The 22108-nt window shown below is 50.1% G+C and carries 20 protein-coding genes and 6 tRNA genes; 14 read left to right on the forward strand and 12 right to left on the reverse strand.

The annotated features are described in order from the left end of the window. Nucleotides 1-21: 21 nt before the first annotated feature. The 5 genes from ypdE to glk all read right to left on the reverse strand — a co-directional run bounded on the left by ypdE (nt 22) and on the right by glk (nt 4911). Nucleotides 22-1062, reverse strand: a complete 1041-nt coding sequence (gene ypdE / locus OH663_RS13985; RefSeq protein WP_200010265.1) for an aminopeptidase — start codon at nt 1060-1062, stop codon at nt 22-24. Then, complete coding sequence (gene ypdF, locus OH663_RS13990; protein ID WP_200010266.1) at nt 1062-2144, reverse strand: aminopeptidase; 1083 nt, start codon at nt 2142-2144, stop codon at nt 1062-1064. Before ypdF ends, ypdE begins: the two co-directional genes overlap by 1 nt. Before the next feature lie 17 nt (nt 2145-2161). Continuing rightward, on the reverse strand, nt 2162-3409 hold the full coding sequence (locus OH663_RS13995) for a PTS fructose transporter subunit IIC (protein ID WP_045445829.1): 1248 nt from the start codon (nt 3407-3409) through the stop codon (nt 2162-2164). 19 nt (nt 3410-3428) lie between these two features. Beyond that, nucleotides 3429-3755, reverse strand: coding sequence for a PTS fructose transporter subunit IIB (locus OH663_RS14000; protein ID WP_045445832.1), 327 nt, complete (start codon nt 3753-3755; stop codon nt 3429-3431). 190 nt (nt 3756-3945) lie between these two features. Next, nucleotides 3946-4911 (reverse strand): glucokinase, encoded by a 966-nt coding sequence (gene glk, locus OH663_RS14005; protein WP_045445835.1) that lies wholly within the window; start codon nt 4909-4911, stop codon nt 3946-3948. Between the two features lie 204 nt (nt 4912-5115). Here glk and OH663_RS14010 point away from each other — a divergent pair, with 204 nt between their 5' ends. Continuing rightward, the gene (locus OH663_RS14010; protein ID WP_045445838.1) at nt 5116-6351 is read left to right on the forward strand and encodes an ion channel protein; all 1236 of its coding nucleotides are present in this window, start codon (nt 5116-5118) and stop codon (nt 6349-6351) included. Here OH663_RS14010 and OH663_RS14015 read toward each other — a convergent pair whose 3' ends face one another. After that, on the reverse strand, nt 6352-8004 hold the full coding sequence (locus tag OH663_RS14015; protein ID WP_200010267.1) for an alpha-keto acid decarboxylase family protein: 1653 nt from the start codon (nt 8002-8004) through the stop codon (nt 6352-6354). Between the two features lie 181 nt (nt 8005-8185). Between OH663_RS14015 and mgrA the strand changes: the two genes are divergently transcribed. From mgrA to OH663_RS14045, 6 genes are all read left to right on the forward strand, one after another. After that, nucleotides 8186-9184, forward strand: coding sequence for an L-glyceraldehyde 3-phosphate reductase (gene mgrA, locus OH663_RS14020; RefSeq protein ID WP_045445844.1), 999 nt, complete (start codon nt 8186-8188; stop codon nt 9182-9184). A gap of 128 nt (nt 9185-9312) precedes the next feature. After that, nucleotides 9313-9639 (forward strand): DUF2502 domain-containing protein YpeC, encoded by a 327-nt coding sequence (gene ypeC / locus OH663_RS14025; RefSeq protein WP_045445847.1) that lies wholly within the window; start codon nt 9313-9315, stop codon nt 9637-9639. Nucleotides 9640-9914: 275 nt separating this feature from the next. Beyond that, a complete protein-coding gene (locus OH663_RS14030) occupies nt 9915-11120 on the forward strand; it encodes a PfkB family carbohydrate kinase (protein WP_045445849.1) in 1206 nt (401 codons plus the stop codon). Nucleotides 11121-11288: 168 nt separating this feature from the next. Beyond that, a complete protein-coding gene (locus OH663_RS14035; protein ID WP_233617108.1) occupies nt 11289-12128 on the forward strand; it encodes a sugar ABC transporter substrate-binding protein in 840 nt (279 codons plus the stop codon). Nucleotides 12129-12209: 81 nt separating this feature from the next. Further along, nucleotides 12210-13736: a sugar ABC transporter ATP-binding protein gene (locus OH663_RS14040; RefSeq protein ID WP_200010268.1), complete on the forward strand. Its 1527-nt coding sequence runs from the start codon at nt 12210-12212 to the stop codon at nt 13734-13736. A 13-nt stretch (nt 13737-13749) separates the two neighbouring features. Then, nucleotides 13750-14742, forward strand: coding sequence for an ABC transporter permease (locus OH663_RS14045; RefSeq protein ID WP_045445858.1), 993 nt, complete (start codon nt 13750-13752; stop codon nt 14740-14742). A gap of 49 nt (nt 14743-14791) precedes the next feature. Here OH663_RS14045 and OH663_RS14050 read toward each other — a convergent pair whose 3' ends face one another. Then, nucleotides 14792-16030, reverse strand: coding sequence for an Nramp family divalent metal transporter (locus tag OH663_RS14050; RefSeq protein ID WP_045445861.1), 1239 nt, complete (start codon nt 16028-16030; stop codon nt 14792-14794). Further along, nucleotides 16027-16101 carry a hypothetical protein gene (locus tag OH663_RS26095; protein ID WP_420808581.1) on the reverse strand — a complete coding sequence of 25 codons (75 nt, stop codon included), beginning with the start codon at nt 16099-16101 and terminating at the stop codon, nt 16027-16029. Before OH663_RS26095 ends, OH663_RS14050 begins: the two co-directional genes overlap by 4 nt. A gap of 273 nt (nt 16102-16374) precedes the next feature. Here OH663_RS26095 and nupC point away from each other — a divergent pair, with 273 nt between their 5' ends. Beyond that, nucleotides 16375-17577, forward strand: a complete 1203-nt coding sequence (gene nupC / locus OH663_RS14055) for a nucleoside permease NupC (protein WP_045445864.1) — start codon at nt 16375-16377, stop codon at nt 17575-17577. Nucleotides 17578-17716: 139 nt separating this feature from the next. Here nupC and OH663_RS14060 read toward each other — a convergent pair. After that, nucleotides 17717-17792: transfer RNA gene (locus OH663_RS14060), tRNA-Ala, on the reverse strand. A gap of 38 nt (nt 17793-17830) precedes the next feature. Next, nucleotides 17831-17906: transfer RNA gene (locus OH663_RS14065), tRNA-Ala, on the reverse strand. A gap of 221 nt (nt 17907-18127) precedes the next feature. Here OH663_RS14065 and OH663_RS14070 point away from each other — a divergent pair. Both OH663_RS14070 and OH663_RS14075 read left to right on the forward strand, forming a co-directional pair. Then, nucleotides 18128-18490: a YfeC-like transcriptional regulator gene (locus OH663_RS14070; protein WP_048220862.1), complete on the forward strand. Its 363-nt coding sequence runs from the start codon at nt 18128-18130 to the stop codon at nt 18488-18490. Between the two features lies 1 nt (nt 18491). Then, nucleotides 18492-18884, forward strand: a complete 393-nt coding sequence (locus OH663_RS14075; RefSeq protein ID WP_200010269.1) for a MerR family transcriptional regulator — start codon at nt 18492-18494, stop codon at nt 18882-18884. 55 nt (nt 18885-18939) lie between these two features. Here OH663_RS14075 and gltX read toward each other — a convergent pair whose 3' ends face one another. After that, on the reverse strand, nt 18940-20355 hold the full coding sequence (gene gltX, locus OH663_RS14080; RefSeq protein ID WP_045445872.1) for a glutamate--tRNA ligase: 1416 nt from the start codon (nt 20353-20355) through the stop codon (nt 18940-18942). A gap of 257 nt (nt 20356-20612) precedes the next feature. Between gltX and OH663_RS14085 the strand changes: the two genes are divergently transcribed. The 4 genes from OH663_RS14085 (at nt 20613) to OH663_RS14100 (ending at nt 21012) form a co-directional block, all read left to right on the forward strand. Further along, nucleotides 20613-20688 (forward strand) — tRNA-Val (locus OH663_RS14085). A gap of 46 nt (nt 20689-20734) precedes the next feature. Further along, nucleotides 20735-20810 (forward strand) — tRNA-Val (locus tag OH663_RS14090). Nucleotides 20811-20856: 46 nt separating this feature from the next. Beyond that, a tRNA-Val gene (locus OH663_RS14095) sits at nt 20857-20932 on the forward strand. Between the two features lie 4 nt (nt 20933-20936). After that, a tRNA-Lys gene (locus OH663_RS14100) sits at nt 20937-21012 on the forward strand. 200 nt (nt 21013-21212) lie between these two features. On the opposite strand, the gene OH663_RS14105 is transcribed toward OH663_RS14100, so the two are convergent. Then, nucleotides 21213-22097, reverse strand: a complete 885-nt coding sequence (locus tag OH663_RS14105; RefSeq protein ID WP_200010271.1) for a LysR family transcriptional regulator — start codon at nt 22095-22097, stop codon at nt 21213-21215. Between the last annotated feature and the right edge of the window lie 11 nt (nt 22098-22108).

Below are 22108 nucleotides of genomic sequence, written 5' to 3' on the forward strand. Positions count from 1 at the left end.
CAACTCCTGGTTAGCGCAAAATCAGCACCTGAAATCCGTCAGATGAACAACGGTTTCGCGCGTAAGATGTGAAATAAGAGCCGACAGCAGTTGTTGCGTTTGGCTGATGTCACGGCAATCTGCAATCGACGCAGCGCAGTGCCCATGGCGTGTAGCTGGCCCCAGCACAACCGTCGGGATCCCTGTGCCGCTGACATGAACAGCCCCACCGTCGGTGCCACCGTTACTGAACATATCCAGCTGTAGCGGTATACCCGTTTCATAAGCGACGTTTTCAACCCATGCTGTCAGTTTTGGTGGGGCAATAAGTGACTTATCGCTCAGCACCAGCATCGGCCCTTTGCCGAGCTGTCGATGATTCGCCGCACCATAATCAAAGTTTTTTGCCCAGCAGGCCGTGTCCAGCACAATGGCTATGTCCGGTGCAACCGCACGCGCCGCCGTTTGTCCTCCACGTAACCCAACCTCTTCACTGGAGCTGGCCACCAGCCAGACTTCACAAGGCAGTTCAGCGCCATGCCATTCACGTAACAGCGCTATCAGCAGATAACACCCGAGCCGATCATCAAAGGCTTTTCCCATTACCCGCTGGTGTGGCAAAACCTGGAAAGTAGTGTCAAAAGTGACGCGATCGCCCGGACGGACGCCAGCCTGAATGACCTCGTCATATGAGCGCGCGCCAATATCCACCCGCATCGCGCTAACATCATTGCCACTACGTTCTCCGTCAAGCAGCCCAGGGATTTTGCTCTCCTCTCGGGTGGTAATCCGCACCAGTTGCAGTTGCCTGGCCGCCATCCGCACATTTCCTACCGGTAAAACATCAATCGCCCCTTCGCTGGAGATACTGCGTACAATAAATCCCACTTCATCCATATGCGCGCAAATCATCACTTTCGGACCTGTCGATTCATTGAGTCGAATCAGTACCGAGCCAAGGCCATCAAAGCGCACCTCTTTATGCAGACGATCAGCCTCATCAAGTAAGATCTGACGAACCTCTTGTTCTGAAGACGCGATGGCATCCGCCTCACTCAGCGCTTTCAGCAGCGATAAATCCATTACGCCTCTCCCGTATGTAACAATGTTTTCGACATGCTGTAGAGCACCTCACCGCCGTCTGGCGTAACCAGCACAACATCCTCAATACGCACTCCCCCTTGCCCCGGCAGGTAGATACCCGGCTCAACGGTAAGCAACATGCCAACCGCCAGTGAAGTCGTATCTGTCGGGGAGAAGCGAGGGTTTTCATGGACCTCAATACCGATAGCGTGTCCGGTGTTATGCCCAAAGTAATCACCATACCCCGCGTCGGTAATGACCTGGCGAGCGGCGGCATCCACCTCATGGCAGTGCACTCCTGTGCGAATTGCCGCCACCGCTGCACGGTGTGCAGCCAGAACAATTTGATAAACGGGAAACAGAGCGCTTTCTTCTGCCGGTCCCGCACCAGGGACGCGAAACGTTCGCGTCATATCCGAACAATATCCCTGGTACTGTGCGCCAAAATCCAGCGTGATAAATTCGCCCGCTTCGACAAGCTTGTCGCTGGCTTTTCCATGTGGCAACGCGCCGCGCCAACCGCTGGCGACAATGGTGTCAAAAGAGATCTTTTCCGCACCAAGTGTGCGCATATACCATTCCAGCTCAGCGGCAATGGCTCGTTCACTGAAGCCTGGCTGAATAAATCGACGAATGTGTTCAGCACCGAGATCGGCAATCCGGCAGGCCTCGCGGATACAGGCAATCTCCTGTGTCGTTTTAACCTGCCGAAGAACATCCGGTACCACGCTCACCAGTCGGGCGCGCAATTTACCTGACCACACGTGCGCCGTTTGCCAGCTAACCTGCTCTCCTTCGAAGCCCAGCGTATCCAGGTTTTCGTCATCAATGATTTGATTCACCCGCGAATACAGCGTCTGCGCCCCATCCAGTAAATGGAGCTGGTAGCCACATGTACGCGCCGCGATATCGGTGTAGTAACGGGAATCCACCAGAATATGTGCTTTTTTATGGCTGATAAGCACAAACCCAGAACTGCTGGAGATACCCAGATGCGGCTGTTTATTCTGCCGCGATGAAAGCAGCACGGCGTCCAACCTTTGCGCCGTTAGCCATTCGCGCAATGAGGCAAGTAAACTCATGATGACAATCCTTATATTCAGAGGCTTTCAATCAGCAGTTTGCCTTTGCGATACATCATGTGGCGCAGGAACACGACCATTAGCGCCGTAATAACCGCCCCTAATAAGATCCCCGCCATATAGACGCCGAGATTAGTAACCAGAGGCCATGCCCAGATGGCGGATTCAGGGAACCACTGTACCGCGCCCAGCCAGACAGCAGCCGTCGAGCCGACAATTGCTCCAACCATATATGAAGGGATCGCCGTAACAGGGCTTTCCAGCGCAAAGGGGATCGCGCCTTCGCTAATGCCCATAAACGCAAGGAACATCGCCGTTTTCCCCTGCGGGTAAAGCTGCGCACTAAACAGTCGTTTACCGGTTAAGCGGCGGTCGATAAGCGTTGCCAGCCCAAGACCAATAGGTGGAATGACAATCGCAATAGAGCGTGCAGTCACCGGCAGGACGTGATCGGTGGTAAAGCTAAAGGCAACAAATCCTGCGGCCTTATTGATAGGGCCACCGAGGTCAATTGCAGTCGCTGCGGAGATGCCCATCGCATACATCAGCGTACCTTTCTCTCCCGCGGCCGTCAGCAGAGTACGGATACCACCGTTAATCCAACCTCCGAACGGGGTTATCACGTAATACATCGCCAGCATGACGAAAATGGCGGAGAGAATCGGCAGTAAAAAAGTGGTTTTGAATGCCAGCAGAAAATCAGGAAGCTGGATTTTCTGGTTCATCCACTTCACCAGATATCCGGCAACAATCGAGATAATCAGCGCTCCGATAAAGGTCGAAGGTACCGGAGCGGCCGTCGCCCATTGCAGAGTGGTTGGGTCAAAATTCAGCACCTGCGTGGGCTGAGTAGACATCAGCCCGCCGATGAATCCTGCCGGAAACGCCAGCTTACCGCCGATAGAGTTAGCAACGAACGCTGCAAACATGGGTATAGCAAAACCAAACAACACGCCGCCAAAAGACTGTGACAGCCAGGCAAACTTCAGTAATGAAAGATTAAAACCATCGAACTTCCCGCTATTCAGCGCATCCATGATGCCGGTATCAGCAGGAATTTTTAGCCAGCTATAGGCAATCAGTTGAGAGAAAGCGAGGATCACCCCACCCATGATTAACGTGGGTACCATACGCGAAATACCCGACATTACATGCTGCGGGAGTTCGCCCCAAAAGCTATTGCGGGAGGCCTGAGGATTTTTTATTACCGCTGCCGCACCAGATGCGCCAGGCACAACGGTTGCACTGCGTTTTTTAATGGCCATACGTGTTTCCCTTCGACAATTATTGTTGTTCTGCGGCAACCATTTCTTCGATCTCTTTAATGATGCCAGCAGCGTTTTTTATTGCGTCCTGCAAAGTAATTTCGTACACATCGCGTGTTTCAAACCGCTCGTTATCTTCCGGGGTGACGGCAACGGAGTGGATAATTAACGTCGCTTCGGCAATGTCCTGCGCCGTAAGGCGGTTTTGAATGCCATCTGCGCCCTGCGTTTCAATTTTCACTTCGTATCCCGCTTCAACCGCCGCTTCTTCCAGCGCCTGAGCTGCCATAAAGGTGTGAGCCAGCCCCATCGGGCATGCACAGACTGCAATCAGTTTTTTACTCATAACAGACTCCTTGTAATAGTTAACGAGTGAAATTATGGATGCAGGAAAGCAACGACCGTTACCAGATAAATAATGCTTCTACTGGATAAATAATCCCGCAATTCGGAAATGTGACGAGCGTCGGAATGGCTGGCAACAGACGAAAAAAAACCGCGTGATTAGCGCGGTTTCGCAGGGTATAGCAGTGTAGTTACAGAACATGCCCTAAAGTCTGGCGCAAATGCGCACCTGAGCCAAGCAGTCCTGGATTATCATGTACAATCAGATACACCGGAATGTCCTGAACATAGGATTTAAACCGCCCTTTATCTTCAAAGCCGCCGCGAAAACCAGACGCTTTAAAGAACTCGAGGAAACGCGGCACGATGCCACCGGCAATATAGACACCGCCAAAGGTGCCCAGCGTTAGTGCCAGATCGCCGCCAAATCGCCCCATAATGACGCAAAATAGCGACAGCGCGCGGCGACAGTCGATACAGGAATCGGCCAATGCACGTTCAGTGATATCTTTCGGCTGCAGGTTTTCCGGCAGGCGCCCATCTGACTTCACAATAGCGCGGTACAAATTCACCAGCCCAGGGCCAGACAACACGCGTTCCGCTGAGACATGACCAATCTCCGCACGCAGCACTTCCAGAATAATGCCTTCTTCTTCACTATTAGGGGCGAAATCCACATGCCCCCCTTCTCCCGGCAGGCTCACCCAGCGTTTATCCACGTGCACCAGATGCGCAACGCCTAAGCCAGTACCCGCACCATAAACCGCAATAGGTTTCCCTTCGACAGGTTCTGCACCACCAAACTGAATCAAGTGCTCTTTTTTCAACATGGGGATCGCCATCGATACAGCGGTGAAATCGTTGATGATTTCCAGATGACTGAAGCCAAGGTTCTTTTTCATTTCAGCAATAGAAAATGCCCAGGTATGGTTGGTCATTGCCACCCAGTCACCGGTGATCGGGCAGGCAATGGCAATACACCCGTCTTCAACGCTAACGCTATGCTCATCCAGGTAAACACGCACAACGGCTTCAAGGCTTGGGTAATCCAGCCCGGAATAGGTCTTTGCCTGCGAAATCTCACCACTGGCAATGTCACACAGAGCAAGACGCGCGTTAGTGCCGCCGACATCACCTACTAAAGCATATTTTGTCATTCTTCTACTGCTCCGCTAAAGTCAGAATAAATCTTTAGCACACTGTAAATTCATGGGGGCATAACAACAACGCCCCAAAGGCTGATGCCCGTGGAAAATCGATCCAGGTCACATAATTACTTTATCGTTTCAGCACCATTTGCAGCAATGCCACAAGGCAGGCTGTGCAAACTACCTCTATGACTCTGTTTGAAGGAATAGAAAATGCTCCATCCGCGTGCCAGAACGATGCTGTTATTATCAACCCCCGCGCTGATTATTGGCATCGCCTCCAGTCTGGTGTTGATCGCAGTAATGAAAGTGGCCTCTGTTTTACAGCAATTTTTATGGGAGCGTCTGCCCGTCAGTATTGGCATTGCCAATGACTCTCCGGTTTGGATCATCGGCATGCTTACGCTTACCGGGATAATGGTCGGCTTAGTGATTCGCTACAGCCAGGGTCATGCAGGCCCGGATCCGGCCTGTGAACCACTGATCGGTATGCCAGTATCAACTTCAGCACTGCCGGGCCTGCTGGCCGCACTGATCCTCGGCCTCGCGGGCGGGGTCAGTCTGGGGCCAGAGCATCCGATTATGACCGTGAATATCGCGCTGGCAGTGGCCATTGGCGTTCGGCTGTTTCCCCGTGTTGATAAGCTGGACTGGACCATTCTCGCTTCTGCTGGCACCATTGGCGCGCTGTTTGGCACCCCTGTCGCCGCAGCGCTGGTGTTCTCGCAAACATTGAACAACTCTAACGATGTTCCCTTGTGGGATCGTCTGTTTGCGCCATTGCTGGCCGCAGCAGCGGGATCACTGACAACCAGCCTGTTCTTTCATCCTCATTTTTCGTTGCCCATTGAACACTACTCACAGATGCATCTGACCGATATTTTTAGCGGTGCCATTGTCGCCGCCATTGCTATTGCGGCAGGTATGGTGGCGGTCTGGTGTTTGCCACGTTTGCACCAGTTGATGCATCAATTGAAACACCCGGTGCTGATCCTCGGTGTTGGGGGATTTATCCTCGGCATATTAGGCGTTATTGGTGGGCCACTTACTTTGTTTAAGGGGCTGGATGAAATGCAGCAAATGGCGTTTAGCCAGACTCTGGGTGCCTCAGACTATTTTATGCTCGCGGTGATTAAACTGGCCGCGCTGGTGGTTGCCGCCGCCAGCGGTTTTCGCGGTGGGCGTATTTTCCCGGCGGTATTCGTGGGTGTGGCGCTGGGACTTATGCTACACGCCCATGTTGAAACCGTACCGGCAGCAATCACCGTCTCCTGTGCCATTCTGGGGCTGGTCTTGGTTGTCACACGCGATGCCTGGCTGAGTCTGTTTATGGCCGCAGTGGTGGTGCCAGACACCACCCTGCTGCCGCTGTTGTGTATCGTTATGCTTCCCGCCTGGTTGCTGTTGGCAGGTAAACCGATGATGATCGCCAATCGCCCGGATAAATAGCTATCCGCCGTTACGGGCTTCCAGCGCACGGGTCACCGTGCGCAACAGTTCAGGCAGATCGGCTTTCGGCAACACCACTTCAATCAACGAAAGCCGTTGCGGTGATGCCAGCCGAGCCAGAACTTCCTCCAACTGTACAGCCTGCGCCACGCGCCAGCATTCCGCCTGACATTCCCGACTCAGAGCCTGCGGCACCTGCGTCCAGCTCCAGCCGGCAATATCGTTGTAACGCTGATTCGCCCCGTGAATAGCACGCTCTACGGTATAACCGTCGTTATTGAGCAGTAAAACAACGGGTGACTGACCCTCTCTGAGCATTGACCCCAGTTCCTGAATTGTCAGTTGCGCCGCACCATCACCAATAATCAGGATCACCCGGCGGTCCGGGCAAGCCATTTGTGCACCGAATGTGGCAGGTAAAGCATAGCCAATAGAGCCCCACAACGGTTGTACCAGCACCTCCGCCCCGGAAGGTAACGAGAGCGCCGCAGCACCAAATGCGGCAGTCCCCTGATCTACGAGGATAATGTCGTCAGGTGCCAGATAATGCTGCACCGTATGCCAGAAGTTTTCCTGTGTCAGCGGCCCCTTTTCAACCGGAATACGATTAACAGGAGGACGTTCAGGTGGGAGAGAGAATGACAATTCCAGGCATAATTCTCGTAGCGTTGTGACCGCCTGTTCCATGGGGACGTTAAACCAGCTTGTTCCTACGCGCGAAGCATGAGGCTGGACCTCAATAGTGCGTTCCTGCGGTAGCCGGTGCGTAAAACCGGCAGTCAACGTGTCAACAAACTGAGTGCCAACACAGATGATCGTGTCGGCATCCTCTATCGCCTGGCGTACATAATCATTGCTGGCCCCAGCGCTGTAAGTGCCAACAAACGCCGGATGACGCTCATCAAAAAGCCCTTTGCCCATCAATAGTGTGGCGTGGGCCATCGGCGTTTCCGCCATCCAGCGCTGTAAAACCGGCTGTAAACCAAAACGCTGCGCGAGAAAATCAGCCAGCAGCGCCACCCGCGGACTGTCGATTAACCGTTCGCGGGCCTGAAAACGAAACGCGGCAGCCACGCTGCTTTCCGGTTCGTTCAGGGGAATAATGAGGATATCTTGCGGGGGCGTGGCGGGGTGTTTGGCAATATCAGCAGGTAGCATCAGATAACCTGGTCTGCGCTCGGACAACATTGCCCGCAGAACCCGGTCAATTTCATAGCAGGCGTTTTGTGCATCCAGCACCGCACTGGCAGAGGTAATCGCCTGGTGCATACGGTAAAAATGCTGAAAATCACCGTCACCAAGGGTGTGATGCATCAGTTCCCCACGCCGCTGAGCACTGCTACACGGAGCCCCCACAATATGCAGTACAGGAACATATTCTGCATAGCTTCCGGCTAATCCATTGATTGCGCTTAATTCCCCAACGCCAAAGGTGGTGAGAAGCGCTCCTGCCCCCGCCACCCGGGCATATCCATCCGCAGCATAAGCCGCATTCAATTCGTTCGCGCACCCGACCCAGCGCACGCTGGGATGTTCAATCACATGGTCCAGAAACTGCAAATTATAATCACCCGGCACACCAAAAAGGTGGCCAATTCCACAACCTGCCAGCCTGTCCAGCAGATAATCAGCAACTGAATACGGGGTTTGCATGACAGCTATCCTTCTGACGGTAACCTCATGTTGAGTATCGAAGAACTGTGATACCTGTCCAGAAAACTCGCCGTGAAGGGGGTGGAAAGCTGAATTTACAGTTTCGTCGGTGAAATTTCATTGAGGCCTGACTTGTGTAAACGTATACACTGAAACTCTCACTATCTGGAATGGGGGCTACATGGTTTATCGCGCTGATGAAAATCGCTATCAGACAATGGAGTACCGCCGCTGCGGTCAAAGCGGGTTAAAACTACCGGTTATCTCTCTTGGCCTGTGGCACAATTTTGGTGACACCACGCAAGTCGAGAACAGCCGGAGCCTGTTACAGCGCGCTTTCGATCTGGGGATCACCCATTTTGATCTCGCCAATAACTACGGGCCGCCACCGGGCTCGGCTGAGCGAAATTTCGGACGCATTCTGCAGGAAGATTTTTTGCCGTGGCGGGATGAACTCATCATCTCCACCAAAGCAGGCTACACCATGTGGGATGGTCCCTACGGCGACTGGGGTTCGCGTAAATATCTTATAGCCAGCCTCGACCAAAGCCTGAAACGCATGGGTCTGGAATATGTTGATATCTTCTATCACCATCGTCCCGATCCTGAAACACCGCTTACAGAAACCATGAAGGCACTGGATCATATTGTCCGGCAGGGCAAAGCGCTGTATGTCGGGCTGTCTAACTATCCTGCCGACCTTACCAGACAGGCCATTGAAATCCTCAACGATTTAGGGACTCCATGCCTTATCCACCAGCCCAAATATTCCATGTTTGAACGCTGGGTTGAAGGAGGTTTACTCTCACTGCTGCAGGAGAAAGGAGTTGGCAGTATCGCCTTCTCACCGCTGGCAGGTGGACAATTAACCGATCGCTACCTGAACGGTATTCCTGCGGATTCTCGTGCAGCAAGCGGCAGCCGTTTTCTTAATCCGGACCAAATTACTGCGGAAAAATTAAACAAAGTTCGTTTGTTGAATGAACTGGCTGAGCGGCGAGGACAAAAGCTCTCCCAGATGGCGCTGGCCTGGGTGTTACGGGAAGACAAAGTCACCTCAGTGCTGATTGGTGCCAGCAAACCGGCGCAAATTGAAGACGCTGTCGGCATGCTGGCAAACCGTCATTTCTCACCGGCAGAATGTGCAGAGATTGATGCCATTCTGGGTCGGTTGAAATAAAGACACATTTATTAACAAAAAGTGCTCTCTCTCAGGATTTAAGAGTTAAGGCGATGAAACGGGGCTTTACTGCCCCGTAATATTGCGTTAACAGGCCGGCTACGGCTCGATCGTGAAGGAGAGAAAGAATGTTCAGGTCACTGATTCTGGCGGCAGTCTTAATGGCTTTTGCACCGCTGGCCGCAAACGCTGGCGAAATCACCCTGCTACCGTCGATTAAATTACAAATTGGCGATCGCGACAATTACGGCAACTACTGGGACGGCGGGCGCTGGCGCGACCGGGATTACTGGCACCATAATTATGAGTGGCGCAAAAATCGTTGGTGGCGTCATGACAATGGCTACCATCGTGGCTGGGATAAACGCAAAGCTTACGAGCGCGGTTATCGTGAAGGCTGGAACGATCGTGATGACCATCGTGGTCGCGGGCGAGGCCACAAACACCATCATTAATGTAACAAATCCCCCATCATCCGGGGCAGTATTCACACAAACCATCGATATACATAGGGTTCATGTTTGTACATGGACCCTTTTTGCGTAACACTTTCCCAAACGCTGGATTACGTACAGCCACAATAGCCCCCCAGAGCCTCCTCCATCTTTCCGGTTCATTTCACAAATTCACAAAATCGGAAAAAAAAATTCCGATTAATCGTGTTTTTTTTGAACTTTACGCGATAAACGTTAACATTAATTTAATAATATAAAACCTGGGGTGAGCGCCAATGAAAAAACAAGAAAGACAAAAGGCCATTCGGGTTAAGCTGGTAACCGATAAAAAGGTTTATGTTAGCGAATTAGCAAAGGAATTATCAGTTACGACTCGCACGATCCGTAATGACTTAAATGAGTTAAGTCAGAATACTCTTTTTTCATTATTCCATGGCGGAGCGCAATTAAACAACACACCTGATGAATCTTTATTTGAACAATCTTTCACAAATACAATATTGAACGGGTTCAAAAGCCATAAGGAAATCACAACGATTTCTACCCGTACCAAACAAAATAACTATATTGATGAAAGCATTTACATACTGGGTTCATTTAATATAGATATTGTCTCTGAAACTTCAACGTTCCCTCAGATTGGCCAGACCATACGCGCCTCTGCAACCCATTTTTATGCCGGAGGGAAAGGTACAAACCAGGCGGTTGCTGCAGCCAAAATCAATAACAATGTTCATCTTACTGTTAAATTAGGTACAGATGAGTTTTCGAAAAAAGCAAAAAGATACTTAACGAACACTGAAATTTCATCTTTCTCTTTTTTTGAAAATGAAATGTCCTCCACTGGAATTGCAATGGTTTGGGTTTCAGGTGCCACTGGAGACAATATGATCAGTATCGATCTTGGGGCCAATGAAACTTTCACCCAGGAAGATATTTTATTGGATATAGATACCATTCGTAATTGCAAAGTTTTTTTAACCCAACTGGAAAATAATTTTCCTATCACTCGCTTTGCCGTCATGCAGGCAAAACTCGGAAAATCTCTGGTTGTTCTGAATCCCGCTCCCTATGTTTCCGAGATCAAAGAAATATTGCATTTAATCGATATTATCACACCGAATAAAATTGAAGCTGAAGCGTTGTCAGGTATCAACATAGTTGATATTTATTCAGCAAAAAATGCCGCCAAAAGCATTCATATCCAGGGCGCAAAATGCGTCATTATCACGTTAGGTAGCGACGGTTGTCTGATCTTTGATGGCAAAACTTATACTCATATTCCGGCCTATAAATCAGCCGTTGTCGATACCAGTGGAGCAGGCGATGCCTTTACCGGGGCACTGGCTGCATGTATTGCAAACGGTAAAGGACTCATCAATGCAGCGCAATATGCTTCTGCGTTTGCATCGTTGAAAGTTGAACGTAAAGGTGCATCAAACATGCCCAGTAATTCGCTCGTTTATCATCGTATGCAGTAACTGTCTAGAGCATTATTCAGCCCCCTACACCTATAGGATAATTTCATGAAAAATAAAATGTTTTATCGTGTGATCGGTGCAACTGTCGGCTTAGCGCTTTCCGCCACCTTCACCGTACCTGCTTTTGCCGCCGATACGCAGACACATAAACCTAAAGTCGCGCTGGTCATGAAATCACTGGCAAATGAGTTTTTCCTGACAATGGAAACAGGAGCAAAAGATTATCAGAAAAAAAACGCCGACAAGTTTGACTTGATTTCTAACGGCATCAAAAACGAAACGGATACGGCAAATCAAATCCAGATCGTAGAGCAAATGATCGTCTCTAAAGCCGATGCTATCATCATTGCGCCATCAGACTCTAAAGCCCTTGTGCCTGTCATTAAAAAAGCGATTGATGCAGGTATCATTGTCATCAACATTGATAATAAATTTGATGACGGTGTACTCAAAGACAAAAATCTCAACATTCCTTTTGTTGGCCCGGATAACCAAAAAGGCGCAAAAGAAATTGGTGATTATTTAGCGAAGCACCTTAAACCAGGCGATCAGGTCGGTATTATTGAAGGTATCCCAACCTCCAGTAACTCTCAGCAACGTACCCTCGGCTTCCAGAACGCAATGGCGCAAGGCGGAATGAAAGTGGTTTCCGTTCAATCTGGTCAATGGGAAATTAACAACGCTAATGCAGTGGCCGCTGCAATGCTGAGTGAATACCCCGATATCAAAGCACTGTTGGCAGATAACGACAATATGGCATTAGGCGCAGTTTCTGCAATTCGCTCTGCCGGGAAAAAAGGCCAGGTTCTGGTGGTTGGTTATGACAATATCGAAGCGATTAAGCCTATGTTAAATGATGGCCGTGTTTTAGCAACCGCAGATCAATTTGCTTCGCAACAAGCCGTATTTGGAATTGATGCCGCACTTGATGCGTTAAAAAATGGCAAAAAACAGAGTGAGCTCTCCAGCAACGTTGAAACGCCAATAAAACTTATCGTTAAACAATAAGTTAATAACCGTAAAACAGTGTGCCGCTGTGGTATTGCAATTATTTGGGTATCAGAGCGGCTTACCGGATAAGGCCAGAATATGAAAAGTGGGCAAGAGATCCTCACAATACAGGGAGTAGGTAAAACCTATAGTGAACCTGTCCTGGTAGATGTGACGCTAGCATTATATCCAGGAAAAGTATTGGCCCTGACGGGAGAAAACGGTGCCGGGAAAAGTACATTATCAAAAATTATTGGCGGACTAACTAGCGCAACTACCGGGCAGATGATTTATCAGGATCAACCTTACGCCCCCGCTACCCGAAAAGAAGCAGAAAAGTTGGGTGTTCGCATGGTTATGCAAGAACTCAATTTGTTGCCTACATTGTCGGTCGCGGAAAACCTGTTTCTCGAACAACTTCCCCATCGGTTCGGCTGGATCGATCGAAAAAAGTTAACAGAAATGGCTCGCCCGGTGATGGCAATGGTTGGACTTCAATCTGTCGATCCTAATACGCTGGTAGGTGAATTGGGTATTGGTCATCAACAGATGATCGAAATCGCACGAAACTTAATTGGTGAAAGTCGGGTGCTTATTCTGGATGAACCGACGGCCATGCTCAGTAGTCGTGAAGTTGAACTCCTGTTTAAACAGATAGCGCTGTTTAAAGCCCGTGGGGTTTCAATCATTTATATTTCTCACCGTCTCGATGAGTTAGCGATAATTGCTGACGATATTGCCGTACTCCGAGATGGCCATTTGGTTTGCGTGGACGATATCAAACGTTATACCAGCGATCAGCTTGTTTCGCTGATGGTCGGGCGCGACTTAGAAAGTTCATTTGATTTAAGTGGACGTCAGGCAGGTCATCCCATCCTGAAAGTGGAAAATTTTAAGCGTGGGAAAATCATTCGGGATACGTCATTTACATTGTACAGCGGTGAGGTGTTAGGGATCAGCGGTCTGGTCGGCTCCGGCAGAACAGAGCTTCTGCGTGCTATTTTCGGCGCTGATAAAATCGACAGTGGCACCTTGCTGATTGGCTCCCCATTAAAGCCCGTAGCGATCCGTTCTCCTGCTGAGGCTATTCGACACGGTATCGCATTAGTCACGGAAGATCGTAAAGGTGAAGGGCTTTTATTACCCCAGTCGGTTGCAGCAAATATTTCATTGGGCAACAGCGACAAAATAAGCCATCTGTCGGTCGTTAACGCATTGAGTGAAACCACGTTAGCAAATAAACACATCAAAAGTTTAGCGGTTCGTACAACAAACACAGCACAGGCAGTGGAGAGTTTATCGGGCGGCAACCAGCAAAAAGTTTTGATTAGCCGATGGCTGGAACGAGACTGCGAAGTTGTCCTATTTGATGAGCCCACTCGCGGTATTGATGTCGGCGCTAAACAGGATATTTACCAGTTGCTGAATACGTTGACGTCTAAGGGAAAAGGCGTTGTTGTCGTTTCCAGTGATCTGCGCGAACTCATGCTCGTTTGCGATCGTATTGCGGTAATTTCCGATGGCAAGTTAGTGAACACATTTACGCGTGATGACTGGAGCCAGGATCGCATTTTAGCGGCAGCATTTTCGGCATATCAACATGCAGAAGATACCGTCAGCGAGTAGCCGGGGATAAAAAATGAAAAACAACTTTGCGACAAAACAAGCAGCAGCAGAGAAAGGTAAGGCCCAGACGTCATGGAAAGGATTAAGTAGCTACATCGGGCTGCTCGGAGCATTATTGGCGATGATAGTCCTGTTTTCATGCCTCAGTACACATTTTCTGAGTATGAATACCTTTAGTACTATTGCGAATCAGATCCCCGATTTAATCGTCATGTCGGTAGGGATGACGTTTATCTTAATTATTGCCGGTATCGACCTTTCGGTTGGCTCGTTGCTGGCTCTTGCCGCAGCGGTCGTCAGCGTCACCTATTTAAATTTCCAATGGTCGCCATGGCTGGCCGCGCTTTCTGGCATAGCACTCGCTACATTAGTTGGAGCACTGACGGGACTGATTACCGTTGCCTGGCGTATTCCAGCCTTTATCGTCTCACTGGGCGTACTGGAAATGGCTCGCGGGGCGGCATACCAGTTAACTGACTCCCGAACTGCCTATATCGGTTCTATTTATGATTATTTAGCCGACCCGATTCTCTTTGGCGTCTCCCCTTCTTTTATTATCGCGATCGTCGTCATTATTGTCGGACATTTGGTACTGACCCGAACCGTTTTTGGCCGCCATTTAATTGGTATTGGTACCAATGAAGAAGCTGTCCGGTTATCAGGCATCAATCCCGGGCCCTACAAGATCGCAGTCTTTGCCCTGATGGGTGGATTATCTGGTCTGGCATCACTCTTTCAGGTGGCCCGTCTCGAGGCCGCAGACCCGAATAGTGGCGTGGGGATGGAGCTACAGGTTATTGCTGCTGTCGTGATTGGAGGCACGAGTCTGATGGGGGGACGCGGCTCGATTATCTGTACTTTTCTTGGCGCGTTGATTATTTCCGTACTGGCAGCAGGGCTGGCGCAAGTTGGCGCCAGCGAGCCCACAAAACGTTTTATCACAGGAGCCGTTATTATCGTTGCAGTGGTACTTGATACCTATCGTAGCCATTTAAATAAAAAATAAGCGAGATGGTTACCCGGCGCGACCGGGTAACCGCAGGAAATGATAACCGCTACAATCCGATCGCGGTCCCTATCAGCAGCCAGATATTCAGTGCCACAACCAGCAGCACAATCACCCAGCCAACCTGTTTTACCCAACGGCTGTTAACCAAATCGCCCATCAGTTTACTGTCGCTGGTAAATATCAGCAGCGGCACCAGAGCCAGTGCAATCCCAAAACTGAGCAATACCTGGCTCATCACCAGAATACGGGTAGGATCAAGTCCCATCAGGATAACGATAAACGACGGCATCATGGTGACGGTGCGGCGTACCCAAAGCGGAATGTGAAAGCGAATAAACCCTTGCATCACAACTTGTCCCGCCAGTGTTCCGACAACCGTAGAGGAAAGCCCAGCAGCCACCAGACTCAAACCAAAGACCGTCGCCGCAGCGTGGCTCAACAACGGTTCAAGGGTCAGGTAGGCCTGATCGAGGTCAGCAATACCGGTATGCCCGCTAAAGTGAAATGCCGCTGCCGCCGTCGCCATCATCGCCAGATTCACAAATCCGGCAATTGTCATGGCGATAGCCACATCCCATTTGGTTGCCGTGTATCGCTGCTGGCGTGTCCCACCATGCAGATGCTGGGTTAAGGATGAGTGCAGATAAATAACGTGCGGCATAATGGTGGCGCCGAGCACACCGGCCGCCAGAAATACCGCTTCAGAATTGGGCAGGCTGGGGATAATCATTCCCTTACTCAGCTGTGCCAGGTTCGGCTGAGAAAAAACCAGTTCTACAATGTAAGCCGCAGCAACGAACAATAATAATCCGCCAATCACTTTCTCCAGCGGCTTTTGCCCACGACGTTGCAGCATCAGGATCAAAAAAGTCGCAATCCCAGTAAGCACAGCCCCCTGCAACAGAGAAACACCAAGGATCAGCTTGAAGCCAATTGCAGCCCCAATAAATTCGGCCAGGTCTGTCGCCATGGCGATAATTTCAGCCTGCACCCAGTAGAACCAGACCACGGGGCGCGGATAATGATCGCGAATTTGCTCCGCCAGATTTTTGCCAGTGGCAATGCCCAGCTTAGCTGATAGCACCTGAATCAACATTGCCATCAGGTTTGCCCAGACAACGACCCACAGCAGTTTATAGCCAAAGCTGGCACCTGCCTGGATATTCGTAGCAAAGTTACCCGGGTCGATATACCCGATAGCCGCGATGAACGCAGGTCCCATTAATGCGAGCTTCAACTTGCGCGCTGCCCGTCCACTGCTACTCTCAACGCGATCGTTCGTCATTTTAGTGCCTCAGAAACATAGCCTTTGCTATGTTTTAAGCTACGCTTATTGAGAATGATTATCAAATTCATTTTGATGGGTTGAATTGATTTCTCTGATAGCGTTGGTCTATGGGTTGATAAGAAATCTGGAAATACCGGCGAGATGTTTAATTATTGTTATGAGATTAGCACAATGACATAACTTTTCACTTCCATACTAAACATAACGGAAGTGTATCGCGGATCACTAATTTTGAATCTCGTCACAGGTCCTTATTATAGTGTGTGTTTGATCTCGTTTTCTTTGGTGTTGTTACATAGAATGTGCACGGAAACTAAACCTGCCTCATATTTGGAGCAAATATGGACCGCGTTCTTCATTTTGTCCTGGCCCTTGCCGTCGTTGCGGTACTCGCACTGCTGGCAAGCAGTGACCGTAAAAAAATCCGCATTCGTTATGTTATTCAATTGCTTGTTATCGAAGTGTTACTGGCATGGTTCTTCCTGAACTCTGATGTCGGCTTGGGCTTCGTGAGAGGCTTCTCCGAAATGTTTGAAAAACTGCTCGGATTCGCTAATGAAGGGACAAACTTTGTCTTTGGCAATATGAACGACAAAGGTCTGGCATTCTTCTTCCTGAAAGTGCTTTGCCCGATCGTCTTCATTTCCGCCTTGATCGGTATTTTGCAGCATATCCGTGTTCTGCCAGTTATCATCCGCGCTATTGGTTTCCTGTTATCCAAAGTGAACGGTATGGGCAAGCTGGAATCCTTCAACGCCGTCAGCTCCCTGATCCTGGGTCAGTCTGAAAACTTTATTGCCTATAAAGATATCCTGGGCAAAATGTCACGCAACCGCATGTACACCATGGCTGCAACGGCGATGTCTACCGTTTCCATGTCTATCGTGGGCGCGTACATGACCATGCTGGAACCGAAATACGTCGTTGCGGCGCTGGTTCTGAACATGTTCAGCACCTTTATCGTACTGTCGCTGATCAACCCTTACCGTGTTGATGCCAGTGAAGAAGATATCCAGATGTCCAACCTGCACGAAGGGCAGAGCTTCTTCGAAATGCTGGGGGAATACATTCTGGCGGGCTTCAAAGTGGCGATTATCGTTGCAGCAATGCTGATTGGTTTCATCGCGCTGATTGCAGCTCTGAACGCCCTGTTCGCCACCGTTACCGGTTGGTTTGGCTACAGCATCTCCTTCCAGGGTATCCTGGGCTACATCTTCTACCCTATCGCATGGGTAATGGGTGTTCCGTCCAGCGAAGCACTGCAGGTAGGTAGTATCATGGCGACTAAACTGGTTTCTAACGAATTCGTTGCGATGATGGACCTGCAGAAAATCGCTTCAACGCTCTCTCCGCGCGCTGAAGGCATCCTCTCTGTGTTCCTGGTATCCTTCGCTAACTTCTCTTCAATCGGTATTATCGCAGGCGCAATCAAAGGCCTGAACGAAGAGCAAGGCAACGTGGTCTCCCGCTTTGGTCTGAAACTGGTATACGGCTCCACGCTGGTGAGCGTACTGTCCGCTTCCATCGCAGCACTGGTGCTGTAAACAGCCACGCAGTGACAAAGCCGGGGAGATTCTCCCCGGCTTTTTTATGCCTGTTACTCAGCAATCTGAATGGAAAAAAGAGAAATCGGGCTGGAAGTAGAAACAAAAAACCCCCGCTTTTCAGCGAGGGCTTCAATTTTGGTGGAGCTAAGCGGGATCGAACCGCTGACCTCCTGCATGCCATGCAGGCGCTCTCCCAGCTGAGCTATAGCCCCACGATGCTTTTACGTACCAAATTTATTGGGATTAAATTTGGTGGAGCTAAGCGGGATCGAACCGCTGACCTCTTGCATGCCATGCAAGCGCTCTCCCAGCTGAGCTATAGCCCCGTCACGTAAAGCTTGTCGAGTTGACGGGCGGCATCATATGAATTCCCTTCGCATGTGTCAACGGCAAAATCAATTCACAGAATTCAATCGCTGAAAAAGCAGTCAAATGAAGAACATTGCGCAACAACTCGCATTCAGTAGTTAAACGCGTCACGGTTTCGACTAAAATGGTGCTATAAAATGAACCACTAATTAACCCCACGACTATTCAGGGAATCGTTATGTTCAAGGAACGGATGACGCCAGAAGAACTTGCTAATCTGACCGGTTACAGCCGACAAACCATCAATAAATGGGTGCGCAAGGAAGGCTGGGCTACATCACCCAAACCAGGCGTTCAGGGCGGTAAAGCCCGTCTGGTTCACGTTACCGAACAAGTTCGTGAATACATCCGCAGTGCCGAGCGTTCAGCTGAAGGCTTATCAGATAATTTATCTTTATCAGGTGACTCCTCTATCGAAGCGCTGCTGATAAGGCTGGCTAAAGAAATGACGCCATCAGAACAGAAAATGTTTACGTCACTGATCCTGCGTGAAGGCATTACGGGTTTATTACAACGCTTAGGGATCCGCGACAGTAAATAATATGAAAAAATTACGCAGCAAAATGACCACCGAAGAGCTGGCTGAATGTCTCGGGGTCGCCAAACAAACCGTCAATCGCTGGATCAGAGAACAAAACTGGAAAACCGAAAAGTTTCCCGGCGTGAAGGGTGGCCGCGCAAGGCTTATTCATATTGATGGCAGTGTGCGAGAATTTCTTCTCAATATTCCTGCATTTCGCAAAGTCCCTGAGTTTTATCAGGCAGAAGAACCTATTGCGGAATACACACACGTTACTCGCAGCCCTGCATTTCGCCAGATAATTGGTGCAGTAGAAAACATGACCCCGACGGAACAAGAAAAGCTGGCGCTTTTTCTTTCACGTGAAGGTATCCGCAGTTTTCTCGCCCGTCTCGGCATTGATGAATCGGAATAAGCACAAAAAAAACGGCAGGATATTTTCCTGCCGTTTTTCTATGTATCAACCCGCCTTACTGCTGACTTTCACGCTCAGCAATAAACGCCAGGGCTTTGTTAATACGTTCAATGCTGCGAGATTTTCCAATCGCATGCACTGTTACGTCTAACGCCGGAGACTGGCCTGCGCCGGTTACTGCAACGCGCAGTGGCATACCCACTTTACCCATACCCACTTCCAGCTCATCAGCGGTTGCCTGAATCGCGTGGTGGACATTTTCAGCCGTCCATTCGCTAATTTCAGCCAGCTTGTCGCGAACCACTTCCAGTGGCTGACGTGCAACCGGACGCAGGTGTTTCTTCGCCGCATCAGCATCGAACTCGGCAAAGTCTTCGTAGAAATAGCGGCAGCTCTGCGCCATCTCTTTCAGTGTTTTGCAACGCTCACCCAGCAGTTTCACCAGTTCGGAAAGTTGCGGACCAACGCGAGTGTCGATATTTTCCTGCTCAATGTGCCATTGCAGATGCGTTGCCACATATTCCGGAGCCAGGGCGTTAATATAGTGATGGTTCAGCCACTGCAGTTTCTCAGTGTTGAATGCACTCGCAGACTTGCTCACCGCACCAAGGGAGAACAGCTTGATCATCTCTTCGCGGGTAAAGATTTCCTGATCGCCGCTGGACCAGCCCAGACGCACCAGGTAGTTCAGCAGCGCTTCCGGCAGGTAGCCATCATCGCGATACTGCATTACGCTGACTGCTCCGTGACGTTTGGAGAGCTTTTTACCGTCGTCGCCGTTGATCATCGAAACGTGTGCATAAACCGGCACTGGCGCGTTCAGCGCTTTCAGGATGTTGATCTGACGCGGGGTGTTGTTGATATGGTCTTCACCACGAATAACGTGGGTGATTTCCATATCCCAGTCATCGACCACAACACAGAAGTTATAAGTCGGAGAACCGTCGGTACGGCGAATGATCAGATCGTCCAGCTCCTGGTTACTGAATTCGATCGGCCCACGGATCTGGTCGTCAAAAATAACGGAACCGTCCTGCGGGTTAGCAAAACGTACCACGCAAGGCTCATCGTCCGCATGATGTTCGTGACCATGACGGCAGCGACCGTCGTAACGCGGCTTTTCACCTTTCGCCATCTGCTCTTCACGCAGTTGCTCCAGACGCTCTCTGGAGCAGTAGCATTTATAGGCTGTACCCGCTTCCAGCATCTCATCGATAACTGCGTTGTAGCGATCAAAACGTTTGGTCTGGAAGTACGGACCTTCATCCCACTCAAGGTTCAGCCAGTTCATGCCATCCATAATGGCTTCGATAGCTTCCGGTGTGGAGCGTTCGAGATCGGTGTCTTCAATACGCAGCACAAACTCACCGCCATGGTTACGTGCAAAAAGCCAGGAATAAAGAGCAGTACGCGCACCGCCGACGTGCAGGTAACCTGTCGGGCTTGGCGCGAAGCGAGTTTTGATTTTCATGAAATGGCCTTACGTTTATAAAGATGCCGACAACCGGCAAACCTGGGAAGATTATCAGGGTGGTATTCTATCACCGTGGTCTGATTCCTCAATGTTGATCAGGTTGGAACATCACGCTTTACCATTTTCGTATACAAATCATGCCGCATGGCCTGTTTTGCGATCGTTTTGTTTAAATTTACGACGAACGAACAATTTCTTTTGAAAATGCGTTGACTCATTTTCAACTCTCCCTATAATGCGACTCCACACAGCGGGGGTGATTAGCTCAGCTGGGAGAGCACCTCCCTTACAAGGAGGGGGTCGGCGGTTCGAACCCGTCATCACCCACCAACTACTTTATGTAGTCTCCGCCGTGTAATGTAAGAAATTGAGAAGTGGGTGATTAGCTCAGCTGGGAGAGCACCTCCCTTACAAGGAGGGGGTCGGCGGTTCGATCCCGTCATCACCCACCACTTTCTCGCCAGCTGGATTTCTTACAACAAAATGAAGTACCGAAGTGGGTGATTAGCTCAGCTGGGAGAGCACCTCCCTTACAAGGAGGGGGTCGGCGGTTCGATCCCGTCATCACCCACCACTTCGGGGCGTTAGCTCAGTTGGTAGAGCAGTTGACTTTTAATCAATTGGTCGCAGGTTCGAATCCTGCACGCCCCACCAATGTAAAAAGGCGCCCTAAAGGCGCCTTTTTGCTATCTGCGATTTATAAGATTCGAACCTGCAGCAGGTTCGGGTCTCACGTAGTGAGACAACGGAGCCGTTTTCGGCGACGGCCCGGAGGGTGAGCGAAGCGAGTCATCCCTACAAAATGATATGTTTTAAGCCGGATAAGACATTCGTACTACCATCCGGCAGAAATATCACATCGTCAGTGCCCCCACCAGTTTCTCCAGCGCAGGCGTCGCTTGTTGTTGGTCATACACAATATACAAATCTGCCGGAATACGTTCTTCTAACGCCCGAAATACAACACCCGGCCAGTTCATCTGAGCGTAGCTATCTGCAATTAACGTAATACCAATTCCCATGCTAATCATCGCCAGCACCGTTTGCGGTTCCCGCACTTCACGAATTATCATCGGAGAGAATCCAGCGCTCTGGCAAACACGTTGCAGAAATGCCCAGTCAGTATGAACTGAAGGCATAGTGACAAAATATTCGTTACGCAGCGCTTCCAGCGGTACTGCATCATAAGCAGTAAGTGGATGCTCTTCCGGCATAGCCACCAGAAAAGAAGACTCATGCAAACGCAGGCTGGTAAATCCGGGAGAAGGCTCAGTTGCCATCCGCCAAACACCCGCATCCAGTTCACGCCGCTCCAGCATGGTCATTTGCACTGCAGGCATGTTTTCACGAAACAGTACTTCGACGTTAGGGTTATCCTTCAAAAAACACCGCATCACCGGACGCATTTTTCCCCACATTGCGGTGCCAATAACGCCGAGCTCGATCCGCCCTGCCTCGCCACGACCAATCTGTTCAACTCTTGCCAGCGCCTGATTCGCACTGGATAACAGACGGCGTGACTCTTCCATCAAAATTTTTCCGGCATGGGTTAACGCCACACTCCGGGAATGGCGGATAAATAAAAGCGTACCAAGTTGCTGTTCCAGCTCTTTAATATGAGTACTGAGCGGAGGTTGTGACATATTCAGGCGAGCAGCAGCACGTCCAAAATGCAGTTCTTCTGCGACAGCAAGAAAATAACGCAGTAACTTCAGATCGATACGGTGCGTGCGTTCCATGTGTAATGCGC

This window comes from Citrobacter sp. Marseille-Q5395 (assembly GCF_947057495.1).
In the GTDB taxonomy this organism is placed as follows: domain Bacteria; phylum Pseudomonadota; class Gammaproteobacteria; order Enterobacterales; family Enterobacteriaceae; genus Citrobacter; species Citrobacter murliniae.